The sequence below is a fragment of the Brevibacterium sp. NPDC056726 genome, assembly GCF_042790515.1.
In the GTDB taxonomy this organism is placed as follows: Bacteria; Actinomycetota; Actinomycetes; order Actinomycetales; family Brevibacteriaceae; genus Brevibacterium; species Brevibacterium sanguinis.
Window position 1 is genome coordinate 193,170 of sequence record NZ_JBHTYZ010000006.1, and the last position, 14,989, is coordinate 208,158.

Annotated in this window: 11 protein-coding genes and 1 riboswitch; of the genes, 2 read left to right on the plus strand and 9 right to left on the minus strand. The window is 69.8% G+C overall.

Annotated elements, in window-relative coordinates; all coding sequences use genetic code 11:
* Window positions 1-7: 7 nt before the first annotated feature.
* From ACFQ91_RS13910 to ACFQ91_RS13950, 9 genes are all read right to left on the minus strand, one after another.
* Window positions 8-1,609 (minus strand): L-serine ammonia-lyase, encoded by a 1,602-nt coding sequence (locus ACFQ91_RS13910; RefSeq protein ID WP_198500383.1) that lies wholly within the window; start codon window positions 1,607-1,609, stop codon window positions 8-10.
* A 214-nt stretch (window positions 1,610-1,823) separates the two neighbouring features.
* A complete protein-coding gene (gene gcvH, locus ACFQ91_RS13915) occupies window positions 1,824-2,213 on the minus strand; it encodes a glycine cleavage system protein GcvH (RefSeq protein ID WP_137826247.1) in 390 nt (129 codons plus the stop codon).
* 101 nt (window positions 2,214-2,314) lie between these two features.
* The gene (gene gcvT / locus ACFQ91_RS13920) at window positions 2,315-3,544 is read right to left on the minus strand and encodes a glycine cleavage system aminomethyltransferase GcvT (RefSeq protein WP_211978287.1); all 1,230 of its coding nucleotides are present in this window, start codon (window positions 3,542-3,544) and stop codon (window positions 2,315-2,317) included.
* Window positions 3,544-6,477, minus strand: coding sequence for an aminomethyl-transferring glycine dehydrogenase (gcvP, locus tag ACFQ91_RS13925; RefSeq protein ID WP_344259185.1), 2,934 nt, complete (start codon window positions 6,475-6,477; stop codon window positions 3,544-3,546). Before gcvP ends, gcvT begins: the two co-directional genes overlap by 1 nt.
* Before the next feature lie 142 nt (window positions 6,478-6,619).
* A riboswitch (glycine riboswitch) is annotated at window positions 6,620-6,729 on the minus strand.
* A gap of 199 nt (window positions 6,730-6,928) precedes the next feature.
* Window positions 6,929-8,281, minus strand: a complete 1,353-nt coding sequence (locus ACFQ91_RS13930; RefSeq protein ID WP_344250859.1) for an MFS transporter — start codon at window positions 8,279-8,281, stop codon at window positions 6,929-6,931.
* Between the two features lie 237 nt (window positions 8,282-8,518).
* Window positions 8,519-9,601, minus strand: coding sequence for a phosphotransferase family protein (locus ACFQ91_RS13935; protein WP_376871141.1), 1,083 nt, complete (start codon window positions 9,599-9,601; stop codon window positions 8,519-8,521).
* Complete coding sequence (locus ACFQ91_RS13940; protein WP_376871144.1) at window positions 9,598-10,941, minus strand: acyl-CoA dehydrogenase family protein; 1,344 nt, start codon at window positions 10,939-10,941, stop codon at window positions 9,598-9,600. The genes ACFQ91_RS13935 and ACFQ91_RS13940 overlap by 4 nt, the downstream gene beginning before the upstream one ends.
* Window positions 10,938-11,717 carry an SDR family oxidoreductase gene (locus ACFQ91_RS13945; protein ID WP_376871147.1) on the minus strand — a complete coding sequence of 260 codons (780 nt, stop codon included), beginning with the start codon at window positions 11,715-11,717 and terminating at the stop codon, window positions 10,938-10,940. The genes ACFQ91_RS13940 and ACFQ91_RS13945 overlap by 4 nt, the downstream gene beginning before the upstream one ends.
* Window positions 11,714-13,597 (minus strand): class I adenylate-forming enzyme family protein, encoded by a 1,884-nt coding sequence (locus tag ACFQ91_RS13950; RefSeq protein ID WP_376904152.1) that lies wholly within the window; start codon window positions 13,595-13,597, stop codon window positions 11,714-11,716. The genes ACFQ91_RS13945 and ACFQ91_RS13950 overlap by 4 nt, the downstream gene beginning before the upstream one ends.
* 257 nt (window positions 13,598-13,854) lie before the next feature.
* Between ACFQ91_RS13950 and ACFQ91_RS13955 the strand changes: the two genes are divergently transcribed.
* Window positions 13,855-14,451, plus strand: a complete 597-nt coding sequence (locus ACFQ91_RS13955) for a TetR/AcrR family transcriptional regulator (RefSeq protein ID WP_211978293.1) — start codon at window positions 13,855-13,857, stop codon at window positions 14,449-14,451.
* Entirely contained in the window at window positions 14,448-14,933 is a 486-nt protein-coding gene (locus ACFQ91_RS13960; RefSeq protein WP_211978294.1) for a DUF1990 family protein, read from the plus strand. The genes ACFQ91_RS13955 and ACFQ91_RS13960 overlap by 4 nt, the downstream gene beginning before the upstream one ends.
* Window positions 14,934-14,989: the final 56 nt, after the last annotated feature.

A 14,989-nucleotide genomic window follows, 5' to 3' on the forward strand; every position in this document is an offset into this window, starting at 1 on the left:
TCTGTCCTCAGCATTCAACGACGTTGACGGCCAACCCGCCGAGCGCGGTCTCCTTGTACTTCGAGGACATGTCGGCACCGGTCTGGCGCATCGTCTCGATGACCTCGTCGAGGCTGACTCGGTGCTGGCCGTCGCCCCACAGCGCCATCCGGGAGGCGTTGATCGCCTTGCCCGCGGCGATCGCGTTGCGTTCGATGCACGGGACCTGGACGAGTCCGGCGATCGGGTCGCAGGTCAGCCCGAGGTTGTGCTCCATCGCGATCTCCGCGGCGTTCTCGACCTGTTCCGGGGTGCCTCCCATGACCGCGGCCAATCCCCCGGCGGCCATCGACGAGGCTGATCCGACCTCGCCCTGGCAGCCCACCTCGGCGCCGGAGATCGAGGCCCGCTCCTTGTAGAGGACGCCGATCGCGGCGGCCGTGAGAAGGAACGTCATGATCGCGTCGTGCTTGGCGGCCTCTCCCCCGGCGGTCACCTCGTCGACGTAGTTGAGCGCGTAGTGGAGGACGGCGGGGATGATGCCGGCCGCGCCGTTCGTCGGGGCGGTGACGACCCGACCGCCCGAGGCGTTCTCCTCGTTGACGGCCATCGCGACGAGGTTGACCCATTCGAGGTAGAACTTCGGATCGCGGTCGGGATCCTCGGCCTTGAGCTTGAGGTACCAGTCGTGGGCGCGTCGGCGCACCTTGAGCCCGCCCGGCAGGTGACCCGACCGGTCGAGCGAGTTCGACGCGCACTCCTCCATGACGGAGTAGATGTGGAGGAGGCCGTGGCGGATCTCGTCCTCGTCGCGCATCGTCCGCTCGTTGGCGAGCATCAGCTCGGCGATCGACAGCTCATTGGTCCGGCACTGCTCGAGGAGTTCGACGCCGGAGTGGAACGGGAAGGGCAGCTCCTCGCTCGCGGCTTCGAGTTCGGCGTCGACGACCGCCTCGGCGACGGCGAACTCCTGATCCTCATCGGCATTCGACGGGTCATCGGGATCGTCGTCGAACCCCTCATCGGCATCGTCGGCGTCCTCGACGTAGAGCGAATCGTCGGTGAGCGCCGCGACGCCCTCGTCGGCAGCCGCTTCGGCGAGCGCGGTCTCGGTGGACACGAGCGCCTCGGCGGCCTGCTCCTTCTCGACGAACTCGGTCTCCGAGGTGACGAAGCCGCCGCCGACGGAGTAGTAGGTCTCCTCGGCCAGGGTCTGACCCGCCTCGTCGAAGACGGCCAGGGTGAGGGCGTTCGTGTGCCGCGGCAGCACGGTCAGTGGGCGTTTGACCATGTCAGCCTCGGTGAACTCGAGTTCGACGCCGTTGCCGGTCGAGTCGCCGAGGATGATCTCACCGGTCTCGGCCATCCGGGTGCGGCGGGCGGTGAGTTCGTTGCCGTCGACGGCGTCGGGGCGGCAGCCCTCGAGGCCGAGGAGGATCGCGTCGAAGGTGCCGTGGCCGGCGCCGGTCGCGGCGAGCGAGCCGAAGACGTCGACGCGCAGACTCGCGACGGAGTCGAGGTCATCGCCGATGAGATCGAGGAAGCTCACGGCCGCGCGCATCGGGCCGACGGTGTGCGAACTCGAGGGGCCGATGCCGACGGTGAAGAGATCGAAGACGCTCAGTGGCATGGTGGGTCCACCGTTTCTTGAGGAGGGAGCATTCGTGACAGGGAAGAAGGGGGCGAGACGACGGGGCGGGATGACGGGGTGAGGGGAGGGCGTTTCGGACAGACGACAGGGTCGGTCCCATCCGGACTTCTTCGGATATGACCGACCCCGTCGGTATGTCACACTGCTGAGCCACCGACGCCGTCACCAGCGACGACGAGGCGGCGAGAACGCGTTACAGCGAGTTGTTCTTCGCGTAGCTGTCGGCGTCCATGACGACGCCGACCTCGTCGACGTTGACCTCGAAGAGCCAGCCCTCGCCGTAGGGATCGGAGTTGACGAGACCCGGGGAGTCGAGGACCTTCTCGTTGATCGAGGTGACCTCGCCGCCGACGGGCGAGTAGAGGTCGGAGACCGACTTCGTCGACTCGACCTCACCACAGGTCTCCCCGGCCTTGACGCCGTCGCCGACGCTCGGCAGGTTGAGGTAGACGACCTCGCCGAGGGCGTCGGCGGCCACCGCGGTGATGCCGATTTTCACGGTCTGTCCGGCGATGGTGTCGGGACCCTGGTTGACCCATTCGTGTTCGGCGGAGTAGGAGAAGTCCTTCGGAAGTGCTGGCAGATCAGCCATGATCTTCCCTTTCTGCTGTGGGACAGCGGTTGTGGCGAGCAGGTGTGACCAGTGTACGAGTCATCCGGACAAGTCTCACTGGTCGATAAGCATCAGTTTCCCGAACGCTTGTAGAACGGCAGTTCGACCACGGTGAAATCGTGCGACTTGCCGCGGATGTCAACGGCCACCTCGGTGCCGGGATCACTGAGCTCACGGTCGACGAATGCGAGCGCGATGGGATGGCCGAGCGTCGGCGAGGGCTGCCCCGAGGTCACGACACCCACCTCCGCACCGTCGGAGATGATCGCCGATCCCGACCGCGCGGCGCGCCTGCCTTCGGAGACGAGCCCGACGAGGACGCGGCTGGGCTCGGTCTCCCCGAGCGCGGCGAGTGCTTCGCGGGCGACGAAATCGCCCTTGGTCTTGAAGCCGATCATCCGGCCGAGGCCGACGTCGAACGGCGTCGTCGTGAGCGTCAGCTCGTTGCCGTAGAGCGGCATGCCCGCTTCGAGGCGGAGCGAATCGCGGGCGGCGAGGCCCGCGGGCACGAGCCCGTGGCCGGCACCGGCGGTCATCAGCGTGTCCCACAGGCGGGTCGCGGCGATGTTGGGGACGTAGAGTTCGAACCCGTCCTCGCCGGTGTAGCCGGTGCGGGCGAGCACGAGGTCGATGCCGGCGATCGTCACCGGCATCCACGCGTAGTAGCCGAGTTCGGCCACGGCCTCGCCGACCGTGCGCGTCTCGGCGTCATCGGCCGCATCCGCCGAGGTGGTCCGCGGTCCGAAGGTTCCGTCGGCACCCTTGTCGAGGGCGGTGAGGATGATGTCCTGCGAGTTCGGTCCCTGCACGGCGATGAGGGAGGTGTCCCCGGATTCGTCGACCATGCGCACGTCCGCGCCAGGCTCGACCTCGGTGAGGAAATTCTCGAGACGCTCGGTGAGGGCGGCGACGACGACCGGCGTGTTCGAGGCGTTGGGGACGATGAGGAACTCCTCCTCACCGATCCGGTAGGTGATGAGGTCATCGAGGAGGTAGCCCTCGGCGTTGACGATGACCCCGTACTTCGCCTTGCCGACCTTCATCGTCGAGTACTTCGCGACGAGCGCGTAGTCGAGGAAGGCCGCGGCACCGGCGCCGGTGACCCGGACCTCGCCCATGTGGGAGAGGTCGAAGATCCCCGCCGCTTCGCGCACGGCGCGGTGTTCGGCGAGTTCGGAACCGTACTTCAGGGGCATGTCCCAGCCGCCGAAGTCGGTGAAGCTCGCCCCGAGCGCCGCATGCGCATCATGCAGCGGCGTCTCCTTGATCTGGCCGGCTGCCTGGGTGTCGGTCTCTGTCATCACTTCTCCTCGGTGTCGGTGGTCTCGAAGGCCTCCGGCGGAGGGCAGGAGCAGACGAGGTTGCGGTCGCCGTACGCGCCGTCGATGCGGCTGACCGGCGGGAAGTACTTCGTCAGGCGCAGGCCGGGCACGGGGAAGACCGCGGTCTCGCGCGAGTACTTGCCGTCCCAGTCGTCCATGACGACGGTCGCCGGGTGCGGGGCCGCCTTGAGCGGCGACTCCGCGTACTCGTAGTCGGTGCCGATCGCGTCGATCTCGGCGCGGATGGTCCGCATCGCCTCGATGAACCGGTCGAGTTCGACCTTGTCCTCGGACTCGGTCGGTTCGACCATGAGGGTGCCGGGCACGGGGAACGCGAGCGTCGGGGCGTGGAAGCCGAAGTCGATGAGGCGCTTGGCGACATCCTCGGCGGTCACACCGGTCTTCGCGGTGATCTCCCGGAGGTCGAGGATCGTCTCGTGGCCGACGAGCCCGTTCTCACCCGAGTAGAGGACCGGGAAGACGTCGCCGAGCTTCTTCGCGATGTAGTTCGCGCCGAGGAGGGCCGCCCGGGTCGCCTCGCGCAGACCCTCGCCGCCCATGAGCTCGAGGTACGCGAAGCTGATCGGCAGGACTCCGGCCGAGCCGTAGAGCGATCCGGAGACCGGGAGGTCGGTCGTCGACATGTCCCCGGAGACGAGGTCGGGGTTGACCGGGTTGCCGGGCAGGTGCGGGGCGAGGTGCTCGCGGACCGCGACCGGACCGACGCCGGGACCGCCGCCGCCGTGCGGGATGCAGAAGGTCTTGTGGAGGTTGAGGTGGGAGACGTCGCCGCCGAACTCGCCGGGCTTGGCCAGTCCGACGAGGGCGTTGAGGTTCGCCCCGTCGACGTAGACCTGACCGCCGGCGGCGTGGACCTTGTCGCAGACCTCGCGAACCTCGGACTCGAAGACGCCGTGCGTCGACGGGTAGGTGATCATGATCGCGGCCAGGCGGTCGCCGTTCTTCTCGATCTTCGCGTCGAGGTCGTCGAGGTCGATCGACCCGTCCTCGGCGGTCGCGACGACCTGGACCTCGAGTCCGGCGAGCACCGCGGAGGCGGCGTTCGTCCCGTGGGCCGACTGCGGGATGAGGCAGACGGTGCGCTGCGGGTTGCCGCTCTCACGGTGGTAGAGGCGGATCGCCAGCAGGCCCGCGAACTCGCCCTGGGAGCCGGCGTTGGGCTGGAGGGAGACCCGGTCGTAGCCGGTGACCTCGACGAGGGAGTCCTCGAGGCGGCCGATGAGCGTGCGCCATCCCTGGGTCTGCTCGATCGGGGCGAACGGGTGGATCGTCGCGAACTCCGGCCACGTGATCGGCTCCATCTCGATGGCCGAGTTGAGCTTCATCGTGCACGAGCCGAGCGGGATCATCGTCCGGTCGAGTGCGAGGTCGCGGTCGGCCAGGGTGCGCAGGTAGCGCATCATCGACGTCTCGGAGCCGTGCGTGTTGAAGATCGGGTGGGTGAGGAACTCGGTGTCCCGGTGGAGGTCGGCGGCGAACTGCGGGGCCGGGACCTGGTTGGCTCCGAAGGTTCCCGCCGAGGCGGCCTCGTAGTCATCGGCATCGATCCGGGCGATGATGCCGAGGGCCTCGAGCAGGCCGTTGGCATCGGCGACGGTGTGGGATTCGCCGAAGGAGACGCCGACCGTCGTCGGGTCGATGACGCGGATGTTGAAGCCCGCGGCCTCGGCGACGGTGCGGGCCGCCTCGGCGTCGGCGACGCGCAGGGCCACGGTGTCGAAGAACTCCCGGGAGACCACCTCGGCGCCGGGGGCGGTGTCGGCGGCGGTCGCGAACGCCTGCGCGAGGCGGTGGATGCGGGAGGCGATGCGGGTCAGGCCGATGGGGCCGTGGTAGACGGCGTACATCGAGGCGACGTTGGCGAGCAGGGCCTGGGCGGTGCAGATGTTGCTCGTCGCCTTCTCACGGCGGATGTGCTGCTCACGGGTCTGCAGGGCCAGGCGGTACCCGGGCTTGCCCTGGGCGTCCTTCGAGACGCCGACGAGACGGCCGGGCAGCTGGCGCTGGAGGGAGGACTTCACGGCCATGAACGCCGCGTGCGGTCCGCCGAAGAAGAGGGGGACGCCGAAGCGCTGGGCCGAGCCCACGGAGATGTCGGCCCCCTGCGAGGCCGGGTCCTTGAGCAGGGTGAGGGCGAGGAGGTCGGAGTCGAAGGTGACGAGGGCGCCGCGCTCGTGCGCGCCTGCCACTGCGGCGGAGAAGTCGCGGATGACGCCGGTGGTGCCGGGCTGGGCGCAGACGATGCCGAAGACGTCCTCGCCGACGAGTCCCTGGGAGAGGTCGGCGACCGTGACGTTGAAGTCGAGCGCGCGGGCGCGGACGTGGACGTTGGCGATGACCTGCGGGTGGAGCTCGGAGTCGAGGACGACCGTCGAGCCCTTCTTCACGGACCGGCGCATGAGGAGAACCGCTTCGACGACGGCGGTCGCCTCGTCGAGGAGGGAGGCGTTGGCGATGTCGAGGCCGGTGAGGTCCTCGACGACCTGCTGGAAGTTGAGCAGCGCTTCGAGGCGGCCCTGGGAGATCTCCGGCTGGTAGGGGGTGTACGCGGTGTACCAGGCGGGGTTCTCGACGAGGTTGCGGCGAATGACGGCGGGGGTGACCGTGTCGTAGTAGCCCTGGCCGATCATCTGCTTGCGCATGACGTTCTGGGAGGCGAGGTCGCGGAGGTCGGCGAGCACCTCGGTCTCGGTCTTACCGCCGGGCAGATCAAGGCCGTCGATCTGGATGGAGGCGGGGACGGCCGCCTCGGAGAGTGCTTCGAGGGAGTCATAGCCGAGTTCGGCGAGCATCTCCGCGGTGTCGTCGGCGCGGGGTCCGATGTGACGGTCGGAGAACGGTCGCGCCGTGTCTCCCGTGGCCTGCGTGGTGTGGGCGAGTGAACTGGTCATTGCCGTTCTGGTCCTTCGGTCCGGCGCCCTCCGGTGGGAGGACGCACTGAGCGGTGCAGAGTCCTCCCCGATCTGTCGGATCTGCTCTGCAGCGACGCGGTCGCGGGTTGCGCGGCGGCGTGCGGCAGTCCTCCAGATATGCCTGCATTCGGTGGTACTGGGCCTGAGAGTTTCCCGGGGAGGGAATTGCACCTACGGCGCTGCCCTGGCGAGTTCCTTGCGGAGCTCCGGCAGCTCTCCCACGTCATGTCGTAACGGCGTATGAAATTGTCCGCACCCATTGTATGACCCGGAGCACGCGGCGACAACCGGGGTGCGCGCTCACGGACGCGAGCACCTGCCGCAGCCGTCCCGCACGGCCACCCATCCACGTGACGGCGCGGGTCTCCCGGCACCCCGCAGGGTGCTCTGCCGCAACCGCCGCGCAGAGCACCCTTCACGTGGTGACGGGTCAGATCTCGCCGAGGTCCTTGCCCTTCGTCTCGGGCAGGAGCGCGACCGCGATGATCGTGGCCAGGCACAGGAGGATGACCCAGCCGCTCGAGAGCCACCGGAGGTCGAGGGAGTTGAAGAGCCCGTTGAGGTAGGGCGCGGTGCCGCCGAAGACGGCGACGGACACGGAGTAGGCGAAGCCGATCCCCTGCGTGCGCACCTTCGTCGGGAACGCCTCGGACAGCACCGCCGAGAGCAGGGCGCCTGCCATCGACACGACGAGCAGGGCGATCGCCGAGGCGGCGAAGAGCGTCCATCCCGCCGAGGTGATCATGCCCATGAGCGGGTACTGGAGGACCGCCATGAGGACCCCGAATCCGATGAGCACGGGACGCCTGCCGATCCGGTCGGACAGCGCACCCCAGAACGGCAGCGAGATGAGCGCGATGACCTGCGCCCCGACCGTCGCCCAGTAGGCCGCCTGCGGATCCATGCCGCGCTCGGTGATCGCGAGCGTCGAGGCGTAGGACGACCAGGTGTAGTGGGCGGCGGTGATGCCGGAGGTCATGAGGACGATGAGGATGATCGACCGGGTCACGCGCCCGCGATCGAGCGGAGCCGCCTCGGTGACGGAACGACCGGCAGCGGCGTCACCGGCACCCGCACTGCCGACTGCGGCAGCGGCGCCGTCCTGACCGCCGACGCCCGCGGCCGCGAAGACGTCGCTTTCGATCATTCCGCGCCGCATGTAGAGGGCGACGAGGGCGAGCAGTGCGCCGAGGGCGAAGGGGATCCGCCACGCCCACTCGGACACGGCGTCCGCGGAGAAGAGGTTGGTCACGGCCCCGCCGACGGTGTAGGCGAGGACGGAGCCGCCGAAGATCGCGATGAACACGATGCTGCCCCAGAGGCCGCGGCGGTGGGCCGGCGCGATCTCGGCGATGTAGGAGTTCGCCGTCGCCGACTCCCCGCCGTGGGCGAAGCCCTGGGCGACGCGCACGAGGAGGAGGACGAAGGAGGCTGCGGCGCCGATCTGCGCGTAGCCGGGCATGACCGCGATGATGAGCGATCCCGCTGCCATGATGAGCATCGTCGTGATGAGGACGAATTTGCGCCCCTTCCGGTCGGCGATGCGTCCGAAGACGATCCCGCCGAGGGGTCGCATGAGGAAGCCGACGGCGAAGACGCCGAGGGTCGCGAGCACCGCCGAGACGCTGTCCTCGCTGTTGAACATCGCGGCGGCGATGAACGGGGTGAAGACCGCGTAGGCGCTCCACTCGTACCATTCGAGGATGTTGCCGACGGTGCTCGCCGCCACCGATTTCCTCTTCTCGCGCAGGGACACCGTCGTCCCCGCCATCTGTGCGGTCATGTCAGTCCTTCCACTGGGTGTTCCGGTTCGGTCGGCCACCGTCCCCGCCCGAGCACGGGGTGCTCGGGGCGCGGAGGTGGTGCATGCGATGTGCGTGGGCGCGACGCAGCTGCCGTCGTGCTGGTGTGGTGCGCGCCGAGGTGGTGCGCGCCGAGGTGGTGCCCGGCGATGTTGGTGCGCCGCGGTGGTGATGTGCGGCAGCGGCGTCGAGGTGGTGCGTGTCCGGTCGTGCGCGGGTTACCTCAGCGTCGCCGCCACCTCCGATGCCGCGTCGAGGAGGGCGGGCACCCCGTGTTCGAGCGTGCCCGTGAAGTCACCGGCCGCCGGGGCCTCACCGGCGAGCCAGCGCGTGTAGATCGCCTCGGAGAAGATCGCCGCCTTCCACAGGGCGAGCGCCTGGTACCACGGCAGGCTCGTCAGATCGAGGCCCGCCCGGTCCCGGTAGCGCGCCGTGAGGTCGGCCCGCGAGGGGAAGCCGGGCTGCCCGGTCACCGGGGTGAGGTCCATGACCGTGCGCGGATGCCGCCCGTCGGAGTAGGTCGCGAGGAAGTACCCGAGATCGGCGAGCGGATCCCCGAGCGTCGACATCTCCCAGTCGAGGATCGCCGCGACGGCGACCGGCGGCTGGGCCGCGATCATCGCGTTGCCCGCCCGATAGTCGCCGTGGACGACGGAATGACGCTGCGTGTCCGGGCGATTCGCCTCGAGCCAGGCGCCGAGGCGGCCGACCGCGGGCAGCGAACGCCGGGTGTTCTTCTCCCACAGGGAGGAGAAGAGCGCGACCTGTCTCTCGAGGTAGCCCTCGGGTCGGCCGAGGGCGGCGACCGCAGGCACGGTGACGTCGACGTCGTGGAGGGCCGCCAGCTGGTCGACGAGCGCCTCGCCGAACCGGCGGCGCCGGTCCGGGCTCTCGAGCACCGCCGGCAGAGTGTCGGTGACGACCGTCCCGGGCACGAAGTCCATGAGATAGAACGGCACGCCGAGGACGGATTCGTCCTCACAGACGTCGACGATCATCGGCACCGCGATGCCCTGCCCGCCGAGCACGGTCTGGATCCTCGCCTCGCGGACCATGTCATGGGTCGAGCGCGGGATCGGCGGACGCGGCCCGCGCCGGAGCACGATGTCGACGTCGTCGCGGCGGATCCGGAACGTGACGTTCGACTGGCCCTCCCCGATCCGCTCCCACCGCACGGGCCCGGTGCCGATGCCGCGCGCATCGAGGTGATCGGTGACCGCGTCGAGGACGAGCAGCGGCGGGGCGTCGAGTTCGGCGGCCTGGGCCGAGGTCTCGACGACGTCGACGAGCTGCGCGGTCATCGTGCGACCTCCGTCGTGGCAGGATCAGTGGCCTCCGACCCGACCGAGCCAGGTCCATAGTCGTCAGCGCCAGCGGCACCCGGCCCGGCGACGAGGTCCTGGCGCGGCGCGCCGGCGGCGACCTCTCGGCGCCGCCGCGAGGACGCACGGCGGGAGATCGCGAACTTGTGCGTCTCGGTCGACCCGTCGTAGATCCGGAACGGCCGCACCTCGTTGAGGTACTGGATGAGCGGGAGCTCGTCGGAGACCCCGTCCCCGCCGGTCAGCTGCACGGCCCGATCGATGACGCGGTAGACGGCTTCGGAGCAGTACACCTTTGCGATCGACGACAGCGAGTTCGCTTCGGCCTGGTCGCCCTCGAGGACGAGGGCGGTCTTCGTGATCATCGCGTCCGCGGTCTCGATGTCGATGACCGACTGCGCGATGAGCTCCTGGGCGAGCCCCTGACGGGCGAGGACCGCGCCGAACAACTCCCGATGCTCTGCCCGGTCGAGGGCGATGTCGAGGGCGCGCCGGGCCAGGCCCAGCCAGCGCATGCAATGGGTCAGACGCGCCGGGGCGAGGCGGACCTGCGCGTACGCGAACCCCCTGCCCGGTTCGCCGAGGACGGCAGACGACGGCACCCGCACACCCTCGAAGCGGACATAGGGGTGTCCGCCGGCGATCGTGCGATCGACGGTGCGGATCGACCGTCCGACCTCGACGCCGGGGGTGTCGCGATCGACGAGGAACATCGTCGCCGCCTGCCCGCGCCGCTCCTGCGCAGACCCGGATCCGGCAGCCACCTCGGCGGGGGTGCCTCCAGTCGGGTCGGTGGCGGCCATGACGATGAAGAAGCCGGACACCTCGGCGCCGGAGATGAACCGCTTGTCGCCGGTGATCACCCAGTCGTCACCGTCTCTCACCGCCCGGGTCGCCAGGGCCGAGGGATCGGACCCGGCACCGGGATGGGGTTCGGTCATCGCGAAGCTCGAGCGGATGTCCCCGGCCGCGAGCGGGCGCAGGTACCGCTCCTTCTGCGCGGGCGTGCCGATGCGGGCGAGCATGTGCATGTTGCCCTCGTCGGGGGCCATGCAGTTGAGCACGACCGGACCGATCGGCGAGTAGCCGGCTTCCTGGAAGATCGGCGACCAGTGCTCGATCGGCACCCCCTGGCCGCCCCATTCGGTCGGCACGTGCGGGGCGAAGACACCGGCGGCCTTGGCCTGTGCCTGCAGGTCGGAGAGCACCTCCTCGGCGAGGTAGACGCCGGGTCTCGGTTCGGCGGGGATGACGATGTCGCGGATGAAGTTCCGCGTCCGCACCCGCAGCGCTTCGACGTCCGGGGGCAGCGTGGTCATGCCGTTCCCCCTGCCGTGACGAGTCCGCCGTCGGCGGTGAGCACCTGGGCGGTGATCCAGTCGGCGTCGGCGGAGGCGAGGTAGGCGACGGCCGCGCCGATGTCCTCGGGCGTGCCGAGGCGACCGGCGGGATAGGTCTGTGCGACCTCGGCTTCGCGGCCCTCGTAGAGGGCGGCGGCGAACTGGGTCTTGACGACGGCCGGGGCCACGGCGTTGACGCGGATGTCGGGGCCGAGTTCGACGGCGAGGGTCTGCGTGAGGTGGGAGACCGCGGCTTTCGAGACCCCGTAGAACCCGATGCCGGGGCTCGGGACGATTCCGGCGACCGATGAGATGCTCACGATCCGCCCCCGGTTCTCCCGGAAGCGCAGCCCGGGGTGGTGGACGGCGCCCTGCACCCAGGCCAGGGTGCCGATGACGTTGACGTCGAGGATCTTCCGCGCCGCGTCGAGGTCGATGTCGATCGTCGGCCCGTAGACGGGGTTGATGCCGACGTTGGTGACGAGGACGTCGAGGCGGCCGAAGCGCTCGGCGATCGTGTCGTACACCTCTGCGCGGTGGGCCGGGTCGTCGGACTTCCCGGCGATGCCGACCGCGGTGCCCTCTGGGAAGGCTGCGACCGCCTCGGCGAGGGGGTCGGGTTTGCGGGCGGTGAGGACGACGGTGGCGCCTTCGGCGGCCAGGCGCTGCGCGATGCCGAGTCCGATGCCGCGGCTGGCTCCGGTGACGAGTGCGACCTCACCGTCGAATCGGCGGCCGCTCGTGGGTTCGGTCATGATGTCTCCTCTGTCGTCGGGGTGGATGTCGTCGAGGTCGATGGCACTGCAGTCGATGTCGGCGGGTTGGCTGAGCCGGCCGGGTCTGCGGTTGTGTCCGTTGGTGGGGCCGCCTCGGTGCCGGAATCGCGGAGCAGGCGCCGCTGGATCTTGCCGGTGTGGGTCTTCGGCAGGTCGCCGATGATGTGGATGCGGCGCGGATACTTGTACGCTGCCAGGCGCTCCTTGGCGAAGGCGATGAGGTCGGCCGGCGTCGTCGTCTCCCCGGCCCGCAGGGAGACGAACGCGACGACGGTCTCGCCGCGGTAGTCGTCGGGCTGGCCGACGACGGCGGCTTCGAGCACGGCAGGATGTTCGTAGAGGACGTCCTCGACCTCGCGCGGCCACACCTTGTACCCGGACACGTTGATCTGGTCCTTGATCCGGTCGACGAGGTAGATCCATCCGGCGGCGTCGATGACGGCGACGTCGCCGGTGCGCAGCCAGCCGTCGTCGAAGGCCCGCGCGTTCGCCTCGGGGTTGTGGAGGTAGCCGGGGGTGACCTGGGGTCCCCGGAGTTCGAGTTCGCCGGCGGTCCCGTCGGTGATGACGGCGCCGGTGGCGACGTCGACGACGCGGGCGCTCAGGCCCGGGAACGGCACCCCGATCGCGAGCGTGTCCGTGGCTGGGTCGACCGGCGCGGCGGTGTCGGGCGGGACCCCGATGACCGCCGAGGCGGTCTCCGTCATCCCGTAGATGTTGTGGATGTAGTGCCCGAACCGGTCCCGGAACCGCTCGACCGTGGCCGGTGGGACGGGTGCCCCGCCGGAATAGAGGTACCGGATGGAGGCGAAGTCGGCTGCGGCAGCGCTCGGGTGTTCGAGGAGCGCGTTGAAGACGGTGATCGATCCGATCGTCACGGTGACGCCGTCGTCGCGGACGGCGGAGACGATCGACTCGGCGTCGGGGCGGCCGATGAAGTCGAGGGCGACGGGGAAGACGAGAGAGGTCGCCGCACACGCGACGGCGCCGGTGATGTGGAAGAGGGGCGCGACGGCGAGCATGACGTCACCGTCGGCAAGGCCGAGCCACTGCCCGTACCCGAGGGCGACGGAGAGCACGTTCCAGTGGGTGGCGACCGACCCCTTCGCGGGGCCCGTCGTCCCCGAGGTGTAGGTGAGCAGCGCCGGATCGTCGAGTCCGGGAAGGAGATCGGCCCGGTGCTCGGGTGAGTCCGCCGAGGTGGTGGCGGGGTCGGCGGCGCTGTTCGCCGAGGCCGGGCGGTGGCGGTCGAGGAGATCCGCCCAGGCGATCACGGTGATCGCACCCTCGTTCACCGTCGCGGTCAGCTCGTCTGTTGGCGTGACTTCGACCCCGGCCGCAGACGCGTTGTCATCGACAGCCGGCGGGGAATACTCAACGTCGGTCGTCGTGAGCACCCACGAGACGGAGCTGTCCGACAGGGTCGTCGTGACCGCCTCGGCGTCGGAGGCGTCGCAGATGAGGCCGGCGGCCCCGGAGTCGTCGATGAGGGCGCACAGCTCACGTCCGCGGTACATCGGGTTGAGGACGAGCGGGACGGCGCCGATCTTCCACGCCGCGAGCAGCGCGATGGCGAACTGCGGGACGTTCTGCAGGTAGAAGCCGACGATCGTCCCGGCCCGGCAGCCGAGGTCGAACAGGCCCGCGGCGAGCGCCTCGGCGTCGGTGTCGACCTCCGTCGTCGTCATGGCCCGTCCGCGGTAGAGGACGGCGGTCTGGGCGGGGGCGGCGGCGACCCGGGCGTTCCACGCGTGGGCCACCGACTCCCAGGGGACGTCGAGGTCGACGTCGACGCGATCCGGGTAGAGCTGCGTCCACACGGGAGCGCTGAGGGCTGATCCGCTTTGCTGACTCGTCATCGAACTTCCACTTCGCAGTCTCGGGCACCTGCCCGACCGAGCGCTCGCTCGGTTACTGATGTAGCTTAGGTCACATTCCGGTCCGGCACAAGGGTCGTTCTCGGATCCGCCGGACCGCCTCGGCGACATTCCTGCTCCCCTACTCCGCCGACCGGGCACCGGGGACGTAGATTGGTGTCGGAGGCAGCACCGGATTCGGGCTGCTTCGCGCACGCTCGCCGGCGCCCCACCCGCCGGCTCAAGACAAGGATGACGACGTGGCCGCCTGGAGAACCTACGACACTCCCCTCTTCCCTCCCCTCCTCACCGCTGCTCTCGACTGCTTCGTCCGCGGCGGCTTCCACGGCACCTCGATCCGCCAGGTCGCGCAGGCCGCGGGCCTCTCGGTGCCCGGTCTCTACCATCACTTCGCCTCGAAGCAGGCGATCCTGACGGAGATCGACCGCCTGGCCATGTCCGATCTGTGGGCGCGGAGCACTGCGGCGCTCGCGGACGGCCCGCAGGATCCGCTCTCGCGGTTCGACCGCCTCGTCGAGAACCTCCTCCTCTTCCACGCCCACCAGGCCGACATCGCGTTCATCGCGTTCAGTGAGATCCGCAGCCTGCCCGCCGATGCCAGGGAGTCCCACATCGCCGCCCGCGACCGCCAGCAGAAGCTCCTCGACGATGCCGTAGCCGCCTGCGTGGCCGCGGGCGTGTTCACGACGCCGTTCCCGCGGGATGCCGCGCGGGCGATCACGACGATCTGCACGGGTGTCGCGCAGTGGTATCGCCCGGGCGGGGAACTCGACGCCGAGGGGGTCGCCGCCCGCTACGGCGACATCTGCCGCGACGCGGCCGGGGTGGCGCCGTGAACGCTCTCGAGCACATCCGCGACATCGGCCCGGCCGCAGGCTTCCCGATCGCGCGCGAGGCGATCCTCTCGTGGCAGCTGCAGGCCGGTGCCGGCGTCATCGTCCGCCCGCAGCGGCCCGTGCGTCAGGGGATGATCGTCGACCTCTGGCTCAATCCGCTCTGGCCCGCCCCGCCGAGGCGGCTGCGCGGTGAGGACCTCATCGTGCCGGTCGGCTCGTGCATCGTCGAGGACGTCATCGACACCGACCGGCAGGCGGGTTTCGTCTACCGCACGCTGCCCGGTCATCTCGAGACGGGCGTGGAGACGTTCCTCGTCTCGATCGATGACGACGAGCGCCTCATCGCCTCGATCACCGCACGGTCGGTGCCCGGCAACCCGCTGCTCAAGGCGGTCGAACCCGTGTCGGTGGCCTCCCAGAAGATGATGGCCGCCCGCTACGCCGCCGCCCTCGAGCGGCTGGTGGAGCGGGCGGCGGGGTGAGCGGCGGCGGTCGGTGACGAACCATGAGCGGCGGCGCGGCGCGACACGCGGTGTCT

What these genes read in the sequence shown, in the direction of transcription:
- ACFQ91_RS13910 (WP_198500383.1), bottom strand. Translation starts at nt 1,609, where the DNA reads ATGCCACTGAGCGTCTTCGATCTCTTCACCGTCGGCATCGGCCCCTCG.
- gcvT (WP_211978287.1), bottom strand. Translation starts at nt 3,544, where the DNA reads ATGACAGAGACCGACACCCAGGCAGCCGGCCAGATCAAGGAGACGCCG.
- gcvP (WP_344259185.1), bottom strand. Translation starts at nt 6,477, where the DNA reads ATGACCAGTTCACTCGCCCACACCACGCAGGCCACGGGAGACACGGCG.
- ACFQ91_RS13930 (WP_344250859.1), bottom strand. Translation starts at nt 8,281, where the DNA reads ATGACCGCACAGATGGCGGGGACGACGGTGTCCCTGCGCGAGAAGAGG.
- ACFQ91_RS13935 (WP_376871141.1), bottom strand. Translation starts at nt 9,601, where the DNA reads ATGACCGCGCAGCTCGTCGACGTCGTCGAGACCTCGGCCCAGGCCGCC.
- ACFQ91_RS13940 (WP_376871144.1), bottom strand. Translation starts at nt 10,941, where the DNA reads ATGACCACGCTGCCCCCGGACGTCGAAGCGCTGCGGGTGCGGACGCGG.
- ACFQ91_RS13945 (WP_376871147.1), bottom strand. Translation starts at nt 11,717, where the DNA reads ATGACCGAACCCACGAGCGGCCGCCGATTCGACGGTGAGGTCGCACTC.
- ACFQ91_RS13950 (WP_376904152.1), bottom strand. Translation starts at nt 13,597, where the DNA reads ATGACGAGTCAGCAAAGCGGATCAGCCCTCAGCGCTCCCGTGTGGACG.